The following is a 17,935-nucleotide window of genomic DNA, read 5'->3' as shown; positions in this document are numbered from 1 at the left end:
ACAATACGGGGTCGGCACGACAAAATCGGTCGTACTGTCCACCCGCGTCGTGAATGAGTGCGGAGGCAACGATGCGGCAGGAGAAGGCGGCGCTCGTCCTATCCGCCGCTCGAGCGATGGCGGCGAGCGCGGAGGGGCTCACCCTTGACGAAATCGTCGTCGCGGGCCGGCGCACGGCGGAACGCCTGCGCGATGGCGTGCGCGCACGGGCCACACTCTGAACAAGTGGGTCGACGGTCCGCGCAAGTGCTCTCGTAGCTCAGGCGCCTCGACGGCTTCATGCAGGCGCCGACGGCTGACGAGCTGGCGGAACTCCACGTGACGGCGGCGTCATTTGCGTGACATGGATTCCGTTCCTGAACGTGCCTGCCTGTCTGTTCAACAGCGAAAGAGTGCCAACGTCGTAACGAATATGCGCATTGCCGCATTTTCCGAATTGCGTCTTTACAGAGGAACACACGTTCTCATAGATTCTCGGTCACCGCCTGGAGGCAGGGGGTCGGACGCGGCCGAGCCCGCACGAGGGCGGAGAAATGTGGAAGCCCGCGGACGAGCAATGTCTGATACGGCTACCGAACCATCGCCTGTGTGGCTTCCACGCCCGCAAACCCTTGCTTACGTTGCGCTCGCCATCGAGGGGGCAGGCGAGTCATTGCAGCGTAGCAGGGCCATTTCCGAATCCGATTTGCGGCAGCGTCTGGCGGAAGGCGACCGGATCAGCCGGGTCGTTGTGGTCGAGGTTAATGCCACCGCTGACTACCTCGCTTATCTGCGCCTCGCTGGCACCAGTCGCGCCGGTTATTTGCTCCTGGTCATGCGTCGCTATGAGGGCGCCCGCGCCTGGTCCGACTTCAGGACGCTCCGCCGCGCGTTCGCCGGCTGGGGTTATCCTGGCCCGCTTATGGTCTACCCGGAAGGCCATCCGCGCTTGGCCTGCCTCGGGATCGGCGTGGACTAACAACCCCACTTCTTTTGGCAAGAGGAGCGCATGAGCGGTCCTCTGAGCCTGGCCGCCTTCCTGGCACTGGCGCCGGCCTGTGGGGTTGCTCCTGGTGAGGCGCCTCTGCTGGCCGCCGTGGTTGCGACGGAAAGCAGCTTCCACCCTTACGCAGTGAACGTGAATGAGGCGGGCCGCTCCGTCTCGTCCCGCCGCTTCGGATCGGTGCAGGAGGCGACCGCCTACGTTGAGGCGCTGATCGCCCAGGGCGTCACGAACATCGACATGGGCGCGACGCAGTTGAACCTGCGCGCCGGGCACCTCCAGAAACGTGGCCTGCCTCCAAGCGCTGCCTTCGATCCGTGCACCGCGGCGCGCATCGGCATTGAGGTTCTGGCGGATTGCTTCACCCGAGCTCCGGCGGCGCTGCCCGAGCAGGACCGGCTTGACGCTGCCCTTCATTGCTACAACTCCGGTCGCTTTACCCCAAACGGTTACGCCGACCGCGTGCGTGTGAACTTCGAGCGCCGGATCCTGCCCGCGCTCCGCGCCCGCAATGCCCTTGCGACGGCCGAGGCCCCTGCCCTGCCGTCTCCCCCAGCCGCCACGGTGGTCCCCCTGCAGCGCCCGTCCGCGACGGTCCTGCGGCCGGGCGTCGGACGGGAACTCACCTTCAGCCGCTAAGGAACATTCACCTCATGGGCCTGCTTACTGCAATTTCGACCTTCCTGCTCGGCCCCTTCGGGGTCTCTCTGATCGTCTGCGGCGTGGCTGCGTGCTTCCTGCTGGCCGCCGCGCAGATGCTGCCGCCGCGTGCGGGCTTTATCAGCATGGCTTGCGGTGGCGGCGCCTTCATCGGCGCCTACCTCGTCAAGAACTACATCTCGCTCGGTATGAGCTGAGCCATGGCCGGCGGGTTCGCGGGCGACACGCTCTACCTGGCCTGCACGCGACCCGCCATGAAGAGGGGCGTGCCGATGGAGGGCTACTACACCAACTTCTTTGGCTCGTTCTTCTTCGGCCTGGTGATGAGCAGCCCCTTCTACTGGCTGGTCTTCCTGCTGTTCCACCCCATCATGCGGGCACTCGCTAACAAGAACCCGAACTTCTTCCGCGAGTGGCGCATGTGGCTCGACACGAAAGCACGGCTGGTTGGCCCTTGCCTCTACGCCCTGCCGGCCCAGAACGCCCGCAGGCCCGAAGACGTGCCCAGCTATGTTTGACCGGCTCAGGATCAAAGCCGTCCCGCTTCTGAGCGACTGGGTACCCTACGAGGACTTCCTGGCCGATGACGCCATGCTGCTCTCGGACGGCAGCGCTTACGCCATTTATGAGGTGGCCGGCATTCCGTCGGAGACGGGCGAGCCGGTCGATCTCGTGGCCAGCATGGATGACATCAACCGCCTGATGCGGAACATCCATACGGACCGGCTCGTCCATGGGGTGAGGCTGTGCCGGGGCATCGTGGACCCGGCCACTCTCCCCTTCGAGCAGACCGATCTCCCCTTCGTGGCGCCGCTGCTCGCGAGTTACGAGGACGGGCTGCTGCAGCAGAACCTCTACTTCAACCGGCTCTACCTCACCTTGCAGTTCCGCCCGGCCCAGCCGGCCGGCGAGTGGATCGGCGACAAGGTGAACGAGGCCGCGGCGAAGACGGCGAAAGGAGAGGACAACGCCGTCACCCGCCTGCACAACCTCAACCGCGCCTGCGCCCTGGTCGAGCAGGAACTGCGCGCCTATGGGCTGCGGCGCCTCGGCGTGACCCTCCGGACGGTTCCCGACTCCCTTCCGCGCATGAAGTCTCCCTTCAACGAAATGGTGGAGGCCGAGGTCTTTGCCCTGACGGGCGTGTGGCGCCCCGTGCCCATGACGACAGGTCGGATCGGCAACACCGCGTTCAGCGAGGATGTTGTCTTCCACCACGAGCACATCGAGATCCGGGGGCCGGGCTGGACCACCTACGCCGCCCATCTCGGCTTCCGCGAATATCCCGCCATCACCTATCCCGGCGTCCTGAACACCCTGCTCGCCGCTCCCTTCCGGTTCACGCTCCACCAGACCTTCCGGTTCATGGAGCAGGCCGAGGGGCAGGATGTGATCACCCGGAAGCAGAACCGGATGGTGTGGGCCAACGACAAGGCATTCAAGCAACTGGCGGGGCTGGGCGAGTTCGCCAGCGACCTCCAGGCAGGCCGCTTCGTCATGGGTGACCACTACCTGACCCTCTGCGTCTTCGCGGATCGGGCGACGGGCGGTGGCGCCATGTACGAGCGCCTGGCGCGGGCCTTCGGGCGGGTGGGCCTGCCCGCGGCGGTTTCCAACGTGATCCAGGAGGTTCTGGATACCGTCATCGGCCGCCCCGGCACCAATGCCCTGAACGATGTGGTCAACGACGCCTGGAAGCGCCTCGCCTCCTCCAGCGCCACCGTGGCGCGGGAGAACAAGGCCCTCATGGCGGCCTGGCTGTCCATGATGGGCGGCAACACGAAATACCGGGTGCGGCCGGGCGCGATCAGCTCGCGCAACTTCGCCGGCCTCGCGCCCCTCCACAACTATGCCGGCGGCGCGGAGACGAGCCGGTGGGGTGGGCCGATCGCCATCCTCCGCACCAGCGGGGGCACCCCCTACAAGTTCCACTGGCACGATGGTGAGGGTGACGCCGCGGTGGGCTCCACCTTCGTCTCGGGGGAGATGGGGTCGGGCAAGTCGGCCGGTGTGGGCTTCATGATCGCCTGCACCCGCGCCCGCATGGCCAAGCTCGGGGGGCGGATCTTCGCCCTCGATCACAAGCGGGGCTGGCAGGCGCTCTGGTACGCGATGGGCGGGCGCTATCGGGTGCTGGAGCAAGGGGCGCCCTGCTTCGCCCCCATGAAGACGCTCTCCAACACCCCCGCCGCCCGCACCATGATTTTCACCCTCCTGCACGGCTGCATCCTTTCGGACCGCCTGGGGCCGATCACGGCCGAGGAGGAGGCGCGGCTGGCGCTCGGGATCGAGACGACGATGGAGAATGAGCCCGCCGATCGCTGGCTCGGCTCTGTCCTCGCCTTCCTGGGGACCGGGGAGAACGGCGCCGGCGCCCGCTTCCGCAAGTGGGTCTGGGGTGAGGATCTTGGCTGGGTGCTGGATGCCCCGCAATGTGCCGTGGACCTCGCCCATGTCTGTCAGGCGTTCGACACGACCAAGCTGCTGGATCACCCCCGCGCCCGCGGCCCGGCCATGACCTACCTGTTCTTCGTGGCCGAGATGCTGCTCGACGGCCGCCCCCTCCTGATGCCGGTGGATGAGGGCTGGCGGGCGCTGGCGGATGAGGTCTTCCGGGCGAACATCATCAAATCCGGCCGCACCATCCGCTCCAGGAACGGGGTGCTGACCTTCATCAGCCAGTCGCCCTCCGATGTTATCGCAGCTGGGGTCGTGGCCTCGCTGGTCGAGCAGTGCCCGAACCAGATGCACTTCGCGAACCCCCGCGTCAGCCGGGCAGATTTCGTGGACGGGCTGAAGCGAAGCAACGGTGAGTTCGACGCGCTGAAGACGATCAGCAAGGGGTCGGGTCGCTTCCTCTACTGCAAGGGCGGCACCAGCAGCATCCAGCAGCTCCCCCTGGCGGACATGGGCGACGAGCTGGCGATCCTTTCCACGTCCGAACACACACTGCGGATCATCGATCAGATCCCCGACGATGTGCGCCGCGACCCTGAGCGGTTTGTCGCGGAGTACCACCGCCTGCGGCGCCTCGCTGCGGCGAGGGGCCAGGTGGATGCCCAGGAACCAGCCCTTGGAGAACTGATGTCATGATGAGGCGATCACTCGCCGTCGCTGTGGTGGGGGTGGGGTTGCTGACCAGCAGCGGCACCCAGCGCCCGGCGTCGGCCATTATCTGCGCGAACTGCGCGCAGGAGATCACCCAGCAGCTTAACTGGGGCCAAAACTGGGTTGAAATGGGCAAGCAGCTTGAGCAAGCCCGCTCGATCTACACCGAGGTTCAGGGGACCTACACCCAGGCGCGGACGGTGTGGTCCGCGGCGACGCGGATCACCGATCTGGGGTCTGCGGTCGGGGCGTTGGGGACGATCGGCATCCAGAACCCGCTGCCGGTGAACCCCTACTCGATGCAGGCGCTGCTCAACGGAACCGGGGGCATTGAGGGCTCCCTGGCCTCGCTGAACGGCCTGCTGACCAGCACCCAGACCACCAACCAGGTCTATCGCGTCCAGGGCGGGAACTTCGCCCAGGACGAGATGATCCGGCGGGCGTCGGCGCTGTCGGGCTCGCAGTCGGTCTCGCTGCAGCTTCACCAGAGCGCGGCCGAGCGGTCGCCGCTGCTGGCGCAGTTGCAGGCCCGGCTTGCCACGGCCCGCGACCCGACCGAGCGGGAGGCGCTGATGGTGCGCCTGCAGGCCGAGACGGCGCAGATCCAGAACCAGCAGGTCCAGGCGCAGGCCGCCGCCAGCTACCAGGCGGCGCAGGCTCAGGTGGACCAATTGCGCCAGGAGGAGCGCCTTCAGAAGTCGATTGACGAGGCTCTGACCGTACTTGACGGACGGACCGGGGCGCCTGCCAGCGCACCCGCCACCGCAAGCGTAGGGAGCTGATCATGCGCCGCGTCGTCCGTGCCGTCCTCTTCGAATTGTCCCCTAACCCCAGCCTCTTCGGGGGCTTCCGCCTGCTGCTCTGGGTGGTCGTGATCATGCTGATCCTGGGGGCGATCAAAGGGTATTCGCAGACGACCCCGCCGAGTGCGGAGTGGTATGCCAATAACCCGACCGTTCGGGAGCGGGTGGTGGCGGCCTGCCGGGACAACCCCGGCGCGGCGCGGCGCAATGATCACTGCGCGGCGGCGAGCCAGGGCAACCTGATCGCCGCCGAACGGGAGGCGGCTGCCCGGACGCGCCTCAATCCCTTCGATGACACGCCCCCTTCCTCGCCTCGCTACTGGGAGATGCGGCCGGACGCCCGGCGTGAGCACCTTGCTACGTGCAAGCGCGCGGATCCCGCCTGGCGGGCTCGCAATAACTGCCGTGCGGCGGGCTTTACCTGATGCCGACCTGGGCTGTCTTCGCAACCATCTACGATGGCTTCGCGGTCCCGCTGATCGCGCTGACCAACGTGCTCGTTGGCGCCCTGTCCTCCTGGACGCTGACATGGATGCGAGACGCCATGATTGTGCTCCTCGTTGGCACGATGCTTTGGTCCTCGATCAAGGGGGGCGAAGATCCGATCAGCATCCTCCTTACGTCGCTGGTGAAGTATTGGTTCGTAGGGTTGCTGCTCACCTCAACGCTTAACCTGGGTCCGGCCCTGCGCGACCTCTTGCTGACCGGGATTGAGCGCGAAGTTGGCGGTGCCCTGTCTGGTGCCACCGGGACTCGCATGGTGACGGGCGCGCTCTACGACACTCTCTGGAACCGCGCTTTCGCGGGCGGTCTGCGCGTCATGCGCCAACTCCCCTGGTCGGTGGCGGGTGTCATCCTTGGGTGCGGCGTCCTGCTCTACTGGGTGATTGCCCTCGTCGCTTGCGTGATGGGGTTCGTGATCTGGATGAAGGCTTTCATCATGGTCGCGGTCCTCGTCGGCCTATGGCCCCTCTTTGTCGCGCTGTGGCTTTTTCCCTGGTTCCGCTTTCTGTTCTGGGGCTGGTTGCACAGCGTCTTCGCCAACCTGATCCTGAAGCTGCTCACCACCGTCCTGCTCTCGCTGGTCCTCAACGGCCTTGAGCGGATGTTGCAAACCCTACTCGCGCAGATGACTAACGGCGGAAATGAGTGGCTGGCCCTGCAAACGCTGCTTGGTGGGGCCGCCATGTTCGTCTGCGCGGGCTGGCTCACCTACCAGCTCCCCGGCACTGCCGGAGCGATTGCAGGCGGCTTCGCGGGTTACGGTCACCTCCCCAGTCTCCGAAATCCCTTTGCCCGGCGCGAACAGGAAGGCGGAGCCGGAGGGGGTGGGGGGCTTAGCGATAGCAACCGAAACTCCGGCGGGGAGGGGTCGCCCGCAAACGACATGATCCCGGTGGTGCGGAATGCGCCGCCCGGCCGCTCCCTCTCCAACAACTAGCCAGAAGGCGCATCCCCCCTCATGCGACCGCTCGCCCTCCTCCTGCTCCTGACCGTCGCGGCCTGCGCGAGCGAGAAGGCGCTTCCCAAGCCTGACGGCCATGTCTTCCGGCTGAACCCGGAGCGGTGGGCCGAGCGCGTGAACGATGTACGGGCGGCCAGCCGGTGAGGTCTCCCCTACAGCTTGTCTCCCCCGCGCAGCCCGCAGAGGCGTTGGACGCCGCGGCAGCGAAGCGGCACCTTTCGGCTGCCACCACGCGCGCCGATCAGGTCATCACGCTTGGCCGCTCCTTCCGCACAGCGGGATGGATCGTCGGCGGCGCCGGCCTGGTGGTGGGGCTGACCGGCCTGGGTGTGGCCGCCCTGGTGATCGTCCGTAATGCCCCGGCCGTCCCGGTGTTCAACACGATCTCCCCCGAGGGGCGCATCGAGCGCGCGGTCTCGGTTGATGAGGTGCCGGTGAGGTTCACCGAGGTCACGTCGCGCCAGTATCTCCAGATGGCCGTGGAATACTGCGAGGGCTACCACTACCAGACGCGTGAAACGGAAGCCTCGCGGTGCGGCCTCTTCCTGGCTCCAGCGCAGCGCGCGCGCTTCACGGACTACTACGAGGGCACCGACGGGCCGCCCCGGCGTCTTGGGCAGCGTGGCGCGCTCGATGTCGTGCGCCCGACCTACACGCCAACCGGCAAGGGCACCCAGAACACCGAAGCGTGGACCGTCCGGTTCATCAAGCGCGAGACGCCGCCGAACGGTGGGGCTGTGTGCGTGCCCTGGCAGCTCACCATCCAGTTTCAGTGGCGCCCGGAACTCCGGATGACGCCCAACGACCGAAACACCAATGCGGCCGGGTTCCAGGCATTCGTCTGGGAAGGCCAGCCCGACCCCTCAGGTCGCCCGGGGAGCTGCTGACATGCGCCAGATCACCCTCGTCCTCTCCCTGCTCGCCTCCACGACGATTGCCGCCCCTGCGCTCTCCCAGGGCGCTCCCACGCCCTCTCCCCCGGCCGCCGCCACCGTCGCTGCGGCGAACCTGCCCCGGGCCGATCTCGAAGACCAGAACATGCGCTCCCAGGATTACCGCCCGGGCGTCCGGACACGGCTGGTGGTCGCCGTGGGGCGGTCCTTTGTCCTGACCTTCGGACCGTCCGAGCAGATCGTCCACATCGTCATCGGCGACGGCAACAAGACGATTTCCCCGCCCAGTGCTGCGGCGGCGGCAGAAGGCCAGACCGCCGGACCTCAGGCGCCGCTCCGCAACAACCTCCCGATGTGGGTAGAAGCTCCAGGGTACACGACGCTGCAGGTAATCACCCAGGTCGCTGGCGGGCAGCAGCCGGACCGCGCCTATCAGTTCACGGTGCAGGCGAAGAACCTGCCGACGGATTGCGCAGGTGAGGCGGTCTGCGAGGATCGCGAGTTCACCTATGGCCTGATCTTCCGCTACCCCGACGACGACCGGCGTAAGCGTGAAGCCGAGGCGGCGGCTCGCCGTGAGGAAGCCCGCGCCCGTGCTACCGCCGGTGCGCCGCTCCGGGAGGAATCCCGCCGGCAGGCCCGCACCCAACTGGCGGCAGCGCGTTTGGCGGTGGACTACTTCGGCGCCGGGGCGGCCTGCCGCAACTGGCTCTATGAGGGTGAGGCGAACGATGCCGGCCGCGCTTTCATCCCGGAGAAGGTGACGGACAACGGGCAGGAGACCGCCTTCCTCTACTCGGGCGACCGCCCCCTCCCGGCCTTCTTCGTGGTGAACCCGGACGGCAGCGAGTCGTCGGTCTTCCCGATTATGAAGGCGGCCGATACCGCGGTGCTCCCGACCACGGCGCGCGAGATCCGGCTGCGCGCTGGGGAGGGCGTGGTTCACATCTACAACCGCAACCCGAACTTCGGCCGGAACTGCGATCCCGGCACCGGCACGACCAGCCCGGACGTGGTGAGGGTTGTCCGCCGGGTGGCAAGGCGCTCATGAGCGATCGGGAGGAGCCCTCTGTCGCCAGGCGCCCAGGCGGATTGAGCGGGGCGCAGAAGAACACCCTTCTGATCCTGGGGACGGCGGCCGTCATCGCCTTTGTCTTCTGGCGCAACCCGCCGGGGCAGGAGGAGCCCAGCCCGGCGGGTGGGTCGACGGCCATTGAACCCGCGCTGATCAACTTCCGCACGCCAACTCCGGAAATAAGCCAGGCATCTCGGCCGCAGCCCGAGACGGTGCAGGCGCAGCCCCCCGTCGCCCGCCCGCAGCCGTCCGGCGCCAGCAGCGCACCGCCAGTGCTGCGGGGCCGGATGACCTCCTACGCGCCCGTTGAGCCCTACCCCTACGCCAGGCCTGTTACCCCGGCGGCGGCGGCGGCACAGGCAGGGGGCAACGGGACGCCCGCAGGGGCAAGCGCGGGAACGCCGCAGGAGACGAGGGTGGCGTTCGCAGGGTCCACGATCCCTGGGCGGCGCGTCGGCGCGGCGATGGATATGACCTTCGTGCTCCGGCCCGGTGTCTATACCTGCGAGCTGCAGACGGCCCTCAACAGCGAGAGGCCGGGGCCGTTCTTCTGCCTCACAGACAAGCCGATCAGGTCGCAGGCTGGCGTCACCCTCATGGAGAAGGGGACGACCATCACCGGCACCTATGACAGCCAGGTCGGCCAGGGGCAGGAGCGCATCAACGCCCTGCACGCCTTCGCCCTCACTCGCGAGGGCATCCCTGTTCCGCTCGGCGCCCAGGCCGGAGACAGCCTCGGTCGTAGCGGCATCTCGGGCAACGTGAACACCCATTGGAGGGAGCGGTTCGGCTCGGCGGCTCTCCTGCTGCTTTCGCAAGGCGCCATCAACGTTGCGCAGGATGCGGTGCGCAGCCAGGCGGCCGGCAGCGGCTCAACCAACATCAACATCCAGGGCGCCGGTCTGGACCGGACTATCGCGGACGCGCTCGGCGCCGGGCGTCAGATCCAGAACACGGTGACGAAGAACCAGGGGGAGCAGATCTCCTTCCTGGTGGTCGAGCCTGTGGACTTCTCCCCTGCCCTCTCCCTGGACATTCGCTGATGCAGCCCGCCGAGATCACCCTGAACCGCCTCCTGGTGCCGTTCGCGGGCGCGCTGGACGATCCCGACACCCGGGAGGTTGTCGTGCTGGAGCCCGGCAAGTTCGGCGTGGAGAACAGCAAGGGGTGGCATTGGTATGAAGACCCCGCGCTGACCTACTCGCGCTGCCTCTCGCTCGCGATCCTCGCCGCCCATCGGACGGGGCAGCACTTCGGGGAGAACACGCTGGGCGTAAGCTCCCGCCTGCCCGGCCGCCACCGCATCACCATGGCAGGCCCGCCGTCCACGCCGGCAGGCACGATCAACCTCACGATCCGAAAGCGGGCAACCTCCTTCATCCCCACCCTCGAATGGCTTGCCGAGCGCGGCTACTTCGATTTCCTGCCCAAGGGGACGGACTGGGTAGCCTGGTGTCGGGGGCGCGTGCTGGCGAAGCACACCTTCCTCGCCACCGGGGAGACGGGCAGCAGCAAGACGACCTTTGCCGAGGCGCTGATCCGGGAAATCCCCGAGGATCAGCGCCTGATCACCATGGAGAGCGTGCCCGAGTGGGACCTGCCCCACCGGAACTGGGTGCCCATCGTCTATGCCCAGGCGGGGTCCGAGGCGCGCGGCCTTCCCACGGCCACCCAGGCGTTAGAACTCGCGCTGCGCCAGCGGCCCGACCGCATTCTCTTCGGGGAGATGCGGACGGCCGAATGCTGGGCCTACCTCCGCGCGCTGCAGTCGGGACACCCGGGCGGGATCACCACCGCGCACGCTCGGCCAGGTGTGCGGAAGGCCATGGACGCGCTGATGCTGATGATCCGCGAGAACCCCTCCGCGGCCAGCGCATCCGAGGATCTGATCAACGAACTGCTCCGCAACAGTATCAACGTTGTGGCTCACTGCGAGAAGGTGGCCGGTGCTGCCGTGCCCTACCGTGTGACCCACCTTGAAGAGGTCGCGGCTTGAGGAGCGTCGCCAAGCCCGCGCTCGTACTAGCCTATATCGTGGCGGCGCCTTTCCTCTGGGTCGGTCTGTCGTCTCTCGTCTTCCTGGCAGGCACCCAGCTGTGGGGGCACCCCGACATTCCCCGCAGCGCCTACCTCTGGCAATGGCTCGAGTACCGGCATGACTTTGGCCTGAACGCCCTTACCAGCTTGTGGCTTGTCGCCAGTGGCGTTCTCGTTGCCCTGGCGCTGCTCGTCCCGCTGATCCGCATGGCGAAGATGCGTGGCTCGAAGAGGAAGCTTTTCGGAGAAAGCCACTTCGCCACCGAGAACGAGGCCAGGAAATCCGGCCTCGTCTTCTCTCATCGGCCTCTGGGCAACGCCTTCCTGCTCGGCCGCACGCAGGGCTTTGGGCGCCGGTATGTGAGCCTGCCCGGTGAGGAGCATGTCTCCCTCTACGCCCGCACCCGCAGTGGCAAGGGCGTGTCCGTGGTGGTGCCGAACGCCCTGAACTGGGGCGGCTCCCTGATCGCCTTCTCCATCAAACGCGACTTGGTGCGGGACGCGGCGGCGGAGCGCGCCCGGAAGGGGCAAGCCGTCTTTGTGTTTGACCCGACTAACCCGGATGGCCGGAGCCATCGGTGGAACCCACTGGGCAACGTGCCTCGCGGCGGCGTTGGCTGTTACGATGCCGTTCAGCGGGTCATGCAATTCGTTATCCCGGAGACCAAGGCCAACAACCCCTTTTGGGACAATGCGGGCCGGCGGATCGCCACCGCCGCGGCGGTGCTGCTGGCCGAGACCCCGGGTGCCGCGCTGAACATCGCTGGGGTCAAGCGCCTGCTGGGCCGGTCGGACTACGACAAGCATTTTCGGCAGATGATTGCTGAGGCGCGGAACGAGGCCCGGCCCTATTCCGCCTCGGCCGTGGACACCATCCTCGGTTGGCTCGACCGCAAGGGCGAGGAGGGCGCCAACGGGGTGCGCGATACCGCCCTGACCGCCATGGCGTTGTGGGATAGCGAGGTGATCGCCGCCGCGACCGAGGTGAGCGACTTTGATCTGGCAGCGCTGCGCCGGGAGCCGATGAGCGTCTTTGTCTGCGCCGAGGTGGCTGATATCCGCCGGCTGCGCCCTCTGTTCGCCCTGTTCTTCCAGCAGCTCGTGGACTTCAACACCCGGCGCGAGTTCTCGGACGATCCCCGCCACCGCTACCAGGTCGCAGTCGAGATGGACGAGTTCTGGGCGCCGGGTCGGATGGATATCCTGGCCGATGCTGCCGCCTTTACGGCCAGCTTCGGTTTCCGCCTGCTCTACGTGGTGCAGAGCAAGCAGCAGTTGCACAGCATCTACGGGGAGCAGGGCGCGGAAAACATCTTCCTGAACACCGGGGCCGAGTTGCTCTTCGGGGGTGCGGACCAGAAGCTCGCGGAGGAGGTGAGCAAGCGGGCTGGCGCTGACACCGTGACCGAGACCACCACGAACCGCCCGCGATTCTTCGGCTGGCTGAGCCCGGCCAGGCAGTCCGAAAGCGAGGCGGTGCGCCAGCGGGCGCTCATGCTGCCGCAGGAGGTCCAGCGGCTATCCCGGGACGAGATGCTTGTCCTTCGGCCGGGCCTGCCCCCGCTCAAGCTCGCCCGTGTCGTCTGGTTCAAGGATTCCTTCTTCCGGGGAATGAAGGGAGCACCGCCGCCCGTGCCTCAACTGCATTTACGGGTTGAGCGTGACGATCCGGAGGCGATTGCCAGGGCACAGGCCGAGAGCCAGGTGCACCATGAGCGGGCGAAGGAAGAGGCAGCAGCCCGGGCTGAGGCCGAGTTTGCTGAGGTCGAGAAGGCAGCCGCTGAAGCGGCGATCCAGGCGAAATCCGCGGGCGAGGTGGAGCGCGTCACAGAGGCGGAGGTGCTGGTCCGGGTCCGTGAGGCCGCAACCGCCCAGGAGGTCGCCCGGCTGGCGCGGCAGGCCGCCACTGAGGCCAAGAAGGATGCCAAGGCGTGGGAAGAGGCGGCATCCGCTCGGGCTGTTGCCGTCGCCAAAGTGGCAGAGGCGGTTGACGCTGCGGCGAGGGCTACCTCGGCAGCAGCCGTGGCGCAGGACGCAGCGGGGCAGGCCAGCCGGAGGGCGGCGGAAGCGCGCATAGACGCGGCTGAGGCTCGCCGGGCCTCCAAGGTGCCTAATGCCTCGCTCGAAGTTATGGAGGCGGTCCGAGCCAAGCAAGAGGCAGCCGTCGCAGCATCGACCGTAGCCGCCACCGCCGATGCTGAGCAAACCTCAGCCACATCCGCAGCCGTTGAGGCTCGCCAGGCAGTCGCCAGTGCCAAGGCCCGCCTCCAGGCCATTGAGGCGCAGCAGGGGGATCTGGATATCAGCGCGCAAGCCCAGGCAGCAGCCCACGCAAAGGCGCAAGCCGCCGCAGAAGCCTCAACCGCGGCCACCATCGCTGCCGCAGAAGCGCAACAGGCGGTGGCCAACGCCAAGTCCGACCTTTCGCTCGCGCGGCGTGATGCCGCTGCTCGGAAGCGTCGGGCGGAACACCTCGGCCGTGTCCTAGACAAGATGCGCCCTTCTGCTAGCCATCCTGGCGGATGACCGCTCGGGGTCCAACTTGTGTGAAAACGCAAGGATGCAACGAAATCGGAGGATCTTTTTCTCTGTCTCTGAGTCGAGCCTTCAAAAGTGTAGGCTTAGGTAGCTGCCTGACCGTTCTCTACGGGAAGAATGGGCCCGCCTAGAACGGACATCCTGTTCACCAAGATCGCGGCTGCCTTTTCCCACGGCCTCGGTCGGGAGCGGACATAAACGAGATTTAGTCCAGTACACGACGCCCGATGCGCTCAGAAGCGCTAAGTCTACACGAAGGATCATGCGTGGAAGCGATAAGACGGGTTGGGTGCTTGGTTCTCGGATAGCATGCTCATGCCGAGGCCCACCTTCCGGGCGAAGCCGACAGTGATGGGGTACCGCGAGACGCCTTCGGTGGAATTCCAGTCCATCTTAGAGAGCGCAAGAATTTCCAACGCCCGCTCGCGGAGGTCGGTGGATCCGGCCGACCCGATTTCCAGCGGTGCGGGGATGTGCGGGCCGGGATACTCCCCCCACCACGGCAGCCGCCCCACCGTGAATAGGTAGCTCTCGTCGCCGATCGTGCAGAACGTGCCCCTCACCGGTTCCTCTGCACCCCGGCGGATCAAGCGAAATGATGTCTCCCTCAACCAGACGAGGTCACAGGCGGCGACGTCCCGCTGCGCTCCCCGCCGGAAGCCTTCGACCTCCTCAGGCTCGTAGCCGGATGTCTTGTGCACAACCACGCGGTCGGGGGCGACACCGGCGGACAAGCGGTACTTCACGACGACGTCCGCGATCAGAACTGCGGCTTGGTCGGCCGTGAGGTACGGGCGTCGATCCCGGCGCTGTTCCTGGTCGATCTCGGCGCCCTTGATCGCGAACGGCTCCAACTCCGTTGACACCGCCTGTGCTACGCTCGCGTAGACGATGCCTCCCGTCCGGCGGCGGATGTGGTGGAACGAGATGCCGACGAAGCAGACGTTCCTCGGCAGGCCCGTAGGTCTCCAGGGTATCCCCCCGCACTTGTAAAGCAGGGTCGTCGCCATGTTCCACGCGCGCGTGGCCCGGCTCTGGCCCCGGCCGTTCGGACGGCGGACGGTGTCGTAGCGCAGGATTTGAAGCGGCGCCGCATTCTGATGGAACATCGCCCGGGTTTTCAGCGCCCGGTAGAAGGATTGATAGAGAAGCTCCTCGGCCGTCGCCCTCAACGCCTCCGCCTTTTCCTTCTCTTCGGACGTCGGCTGAAAGAGCGAGAGCTGGTCTGACTCCTCCTCCGCTTTGAGGGCCTCTAAGAGGCGGCGCTCCTCGGGGGACAGCGCCGGATTGACGAGACGAAGCTCGGCGAGTTCGTCCGGCAGGTAGATCACCACGCAGGAGGGTGGCTGATCAGAGAGGAGGGCCTTCACCCGCTCGTCTAGCATCTCCAGCAGCGCCTCAAATCCGCCGGGCGTCTGCCTCCTCAGGAGCAGCTCGGCGTACTCCGCGTCGTCGATCGTCCGAATGAGGCGCGGCTCGATGCGGAAGGTGGTCCCAAGGGCCTTGGGGGCGCCGGGCCACCGCGGAAAGCGCCGCGCGTTCGCGTCGTGCGCAGCCTCGAACCGGTTCAGTCCCTCGAGCCAGGAGCGGGCCTCCTCGACGTCCCGCTGTAGGGTGACGAGGCCGAGATTGACGAGGCTCGGCACGCCAATGGCGGGCCCGCCTGCCGCGAGACCCTTCCTCGGCTCGACGCTCTGGCCCGCCCCGAAGCTGAGCGGGGGCTCCTCCAACACCTCAATTCGGACCTTCAGGCCGGACGGGCTCATCAGAGGGGCACCTCGCAGGTCAGGAAGGAGCCTTGCAGGAGAAGGTCGCCGACGTGCTGCTGCCCGACGTCGATAACGGGCTGGCCGCGCCCGATAAACCGGGCCCAGAAGGTTAGGTCGTCCTCGACGTTCTTGTTTCGATCGAACTTGACCCGTCGCGTCGCGCGGGACCCCTGCATGAAAGGAGGCAGAGGCGTGCGGGAATCGGCTCCCGTGAACATGTAGAAGGGCTTGATGCGAATGCCCCAGCCCTCGGCCGCGCGCACGACGGCGTAGCCGAACCCCTCATTCTCGAACCATGGGCGAGAGGCCCCGTTGCCCCGATCCTTCACGGTCTGTCGGCGTACTCGGCGTCCGACGCCTGAGAGGTAGTTGACGTCGCGTGGCTTCCCGTTGCCGTCCCCGACGAAGTAGGCCCGTCTTGCGCTCCTCCGATCCGGCAACTCGGCTTCGAGGATGAGCCCCTCGGACCGGAGGCCTCGTACGTGCTGCTCAAAGTGGCGTCGGAGCAACCATGACAGCTCGTCTTGCCACTCGCCCTCCCCGACGGCGGCGAGGTCCAGCTCGAGGCTGCTCGACGGATCGTGGTACAGACCAAACGCTGCCGCGAGGAGCGGCAGCGGGACGAAGCTGACCACCCGATTGCCGCCCACAGGCGCGAAGGTGCCCGCGTCCGAAAGGTCCAGGTCGCGGGGCCGCTCGCGGAAGCTTCCGCGTAACTGGAGCACGGTGAGAGTGGACGGCAGGGCCGCGAAGGGCAGTGTGTTCAGGACGTAGGTGGCGAACTGGCGCTGGTCGCGGGCGACCTCCCGGGAACCACCCGACGGCAAAGGACGTCGGAGCAAAGCCTCGAACCGGGCCGCGGCGGAGTCGCTACGGAAGTCCGCTCGGCCGCCGTTCCCGCGGGCTAGGTCCTCCACGTCGGCGAGGCCCGTCCCGTGACGCTGCATGTAATGGAGCCCGAAGAACACGTCGCAAAGCGAGCGGTTTCTTGGCTCGCTGTGGAGTCGGAGGGGCTGGAATCGCCCCTCCGAGTCCGGCTGGACGCGCCGCGCCAGACCGGCAGGCAGAGCGCCCGGGCTGCGGAAGGTGAACCCGTCCTCGGCGGCATCCACCTCAACTGGCTCAGGAATAGCGTAATCGCGGTGGAGGAGCGCGTTCGCCGCGAGTTCGGTCAGGGCCAACTCGGGGACGGCCCGACGGTCCTCGTGGGCCGTCTTCGCCTTCACCTTCAGCACCGGATTCACGTCCCACGAGTCTAGCCAAGCCTGCAGCGCCTCGCGCTGTCCGAGGAGGTTGCCCGAGAACACCTGCCGCTTCTTGCCGGCAATCGTCGCCTCCACCACGGCGTGGGGCATAAATCTCTGCGGGTCCTTGCCGAAGAGGAGGATGCAGCCCCGGGTCGGGACGATCCGCCCCTCGTGCGTCGCGACGAGCTGCAACTCGGCGAGCAGCGCCTTTAAGCTGCTCCGCGTTACCGGTGCCCGGCCGATCGCCTCACAGTACCGGATCAGCGTAGACAGGGCGAGGTCCTCGTCCACGTCGGCCTCCGTCGCTTCCGCGAGGGGCTGGTCGTCGAACGGGATCTCGTCCTGGGGACGGTGAGAGCGGGGGGTGGTAGAAGGGTAGCAATCCTCGCCAACGAGATCAGCTGCGAGCGTGCCGATGAGTTCGTCGAAGCCCGCTATCGTCACGTACCGGAAGTTCGAGCCGACCTTCCTGCGCAGGGCTTCCACAGAGGCATGCGGCTCCTCCCCCTTCCTCAGGCACCAGTAGATGCCGCGCTTGAACCCGTTCGCACTGGAAGGGTCGCCGAGCAGGTGCTCCATGATGGACGCCTCGGCTCCCCGGTAGCCGATAACGACGAGTGGGGACGATCCGAGCAACGGCCGGAGAGTGGAGACGAGAGGGTCGTCGAGCTGCTCCGTTTCCCTGTGCAGGTTTCGGTCAGTGTAGTGCTCCGCCGTGCCGTGCAGCCAAACAAGTTGAGCGCGCGACCACATGTCGAAGGCCTGGAGGTCACCGGGAGTCTTGTTGACCTCGGTTAGGCGCGGGACATGAGGGCCAAGGCTGGACAGCGCCTCCGGGATGCAGCGGTCGAAGTTCGTCGTGAGAATCGTCTTCACGAGCCCGCGCACCACGAACTCGGCCAAATGGCGGTAACCCGACTTGATGCCCGCACGCGGGACCATCAGGTCGAGGAGCACCTCGCGCTTGTACTCCTGGGGCGTTAGCAGGTGCTCCACCGCGAGCGGGAAGTTCTCGGCGAAACGGTCCTCACCAGGTACGAACCACGGTCGCGAGGCGAGCCAATCCATCCATTCGCTGACTTTGACGCGCTCGACCGGCAGCCCGCCACGTGCGACGCGGTCGGCGTAGAACCTGCGTGCGATGCGGCTGACGCACTCCCGCGCAGTCGGGACGCCAGAGCTGAAGGACGCCCCGGCCCCGAGGAGTAGGACGGGACGGGCAGTCTGGTCGGCCCGGAAGAGCGATGCCAGGAGCCGGGCCCCTTCCGAGATATCATCCATGGGCGGCGACCCTGGGCTCCCCCGATTCGCGACAATGAAGGCTAGCAGGCGTTCACATATCGTTCCAGTCAGTGCCA

At 66.9% G+C, this 17,935-nt stretch carries 17 protein-coding genes; 15 read left to right on the top strand and 2 right to left on the bottom strand.

From position 1 onward, the window contains the following. Positions 1-71: 71 nt before the first annotated feature. The 15 genes from D9599_RS19525 (at position 72) to D9599_RS19455 (ending at position 13,549) form a co-directional block, all read left to right on the top strand. Positions 72-221: a hypothetical protein gene (locus D9599_RS19525; RefSeq protein WP_198382967.1), complete on the top strand. Its 150-nt coding sequence runs from the start codon at positions 72-74 to the stop codon at positions 219-221. Positions 222-556: 335 nt separating this feature from the next. Next, the gene (locus tag D9599_RS19520; protein WP_198382966.1) at positions 557-958 is read left to right on the top strand and encodes a hypothetical protein; all 402 of its coding nucleotides are present in this window, start codon (positions 557-559) and stop codon (positions 956-958) included. A gap of 30 nt (positions 959-988) precedes the next feature. After that, positions 989-1,621 (top strand): transglycosylase SLT domain-containing protein, encoded by a 633-nt coding sequence (locus tag D9599_RS19515; protein WP_198382965.1) that lies wholly within the window; start codon positions 989-991, stop codon positions 1,619-1,621. Between the two features lie 14 nt (positions 1,622-1,635). Beyond that, complete coding sequence (locus D9599_RS19510; protein WP_198382964.1) at positions 1,636-1,839, top strand: hypothetical protein; 204 nt, start codon at positions 1,636-1,638, stop codon at positions 1,837-1,839. A gap of 3 nt (positions 1,840-1,842) precedes the next feature. After that, complete coding sequence (locus D9599_RS19505; protein ID WP_198382963.1) at positions 1,843-2,160, top strand: VirB3 family type IV secretion system protein; 318 nt, start codon at positions 1,843-1,845, stop codon at positions 2,158-2,160. Beyond that, on the top strand, positions 2,153-4,735 hold the full coding sequence (locus tag D9599_RS19500) for a hypothetical protein (RefSeq protein WP_198382962.1): 2,583 nt from the start codon (positions 2,153-2,155) through the stop codon (positions 4,733-4,735). Before D9599_RS19505 ends, D9599_RS19500 begins: the two co-directional genes overlap by 8 nt. Positions 4,736-4,773: 38 nt before the next feature. Then, complete coding sequence (locus D9599_RS19495) at positions 4,774-5,532, top strand: type IV secretion system protein (protein WP_198382961.1); 759 nt, start codon at positions 4,774-4,776, stop codon at positions 5,530-5,532. Between the two features lie 2 nt (positions 5,533-5,534). Next, entirely contained in the window at positions 5,535-5,978 is a 444-nt protein-coding gene (locus tag D9599_RS19490) for a hypothetical protein (RefSeq protein WP_198382960.1), read from the top strand. After that, the gene (locus D9599_RS19485) at positions 5,978-6,994 is read left to right on the top strand and encodes a type IV secretion system protein (RefSeq protein WP_198382959.1); all 1,017 of its coding nucleotides are present in this window, start codon (positions 5,978-5,980) and stop codon (positions 6,992-6,994) included. Before D9599_RS19490 ends, D9599_RS19485 begins: the two co-directional genes overlap by 1 nt. Positions 6,995-7,015: 21 nt before the next feature. Continuing rightward, the gene (locus D9599_RS19480; RefSeq protein WP_198382958.1) at positions 7,016-7,162 is read left to right on the top strand and encodes a hypothetical protein; all 147 of its coding nucleotides are present in this window, start codon (positions 7,016-7,018) and stop codon (positions 7,160-7,162) included. Positions 7,163-7,206: 44 nt separating this feature from the next. Further along, a complete protein-coding gene (locus tag D9599_RS19475) occupies positions 7,207-7,905 on the top strand; it encodes a type IV secretion system protein (RefSeq protein WP_198382957.1) in 699 nt (232 codons plus the stop codon). A gap of 1 nt (position 7,906) precedes the next feature. Then, on the top strand, positions 7,907-8,962 hold the full coding sequence (locus D9599_RS19470) for a TrbG/VirB9 family P-type conjugative transfer protein (RefSeq protein ID WP_198382956.1): 1,056 nt from the start codon (positions 7,907-7,909) through the stop codon (positions 8,960-8,962). Next, positions 8,959-10,029: a TrbI/VirB10 family protein gene (locus D9599_RS19465; RefSeq protein WP_198382955.1), complete on the top strand. Its 1,071-nt coding sequence runs from the start codon at positions 8,959-8,961 to the stop codon at positions 10,027-10,029. The genes D9599_RS19470 and D9599_RS19465 overlap by 4 nt, the downstream gene beginning before the upstream one ends. Beyond that, positions 10,029-10,982: an ATPase, T2SS/T4P/T4SS family gene (locus D9599_RS19460; RefSeq protein WP_198382954.1), complete on the top strand. Its 954-nt coding sequence runs from the start codon at positions 10,029-10,031 to the stop codon at positions 10,980-10,982. The genes D9599_RS19465 and D9599_RS19460 overlap by 1 nt, the downstream gene beginning before the upstream one ends. Continuing rightward, on the top strand, positions 10,979-13,549 hold the full coding sequence (locus D9599_RS19455) for a type IV secretory system conjugative DNA transfer family protein (RefSeq protein WP_198382953.1): 2,571 nt from the start codon (positions 10,979-10,981) through the stop codon (positions 13,547-13,549). Before D9599_RS19460 ends, D9599_RS19455 begins: the two co-directional genes overlap by 4 nt. Positions 13,550-13,821: 272 nt before the next feature. On the opposite strand, the gene D9599_RS19450 is transcribed toward D9599_RS19455, so the two are convergent. Both D9599_RS19450 and D9599_RS19445 read right to left on the bottom strand, forming a co-directional pair. Then, a complete protein-coding gene (locus D9599_RS19450) occupies positions 13,822-15,327 on the bottom strand; it encodes a hypothetical protein (protein ID WP_198382952.1) in 1,506 nt (501 codons plus the stop codon). After that, positions 15,327-17,858 carry an SIR2 family protein gene (locus D9599_RS19445; RefSeq protein WP_198382951.1) on the bottom strand — a complete coding sequence of 844 codons (2,532 nt, stop codon included), beginning with the start codon at positions 17,856-17,858 and terminating at the stop codon, positions 15,327-15,329. Before D9599_RS19445 ends, D9599_RS19450 begins: the two co-directional genes overlap by 1 nt. Positions 17,859-17,935: the final 77 nt, after the last annotated feature.

The sequence above is a fragment of the Roseomonas sp. KE2513 genome, from assembly GCF_016107305.1.
GTDB lineage: Bacteria > Pseudomonadota > Alphaproteobacteria > Acetobacterales > Acetobacteraceae > Roseomonas.
This window is presented reverse-complemented; position numbering and strand designations above follow the sequence as displayed.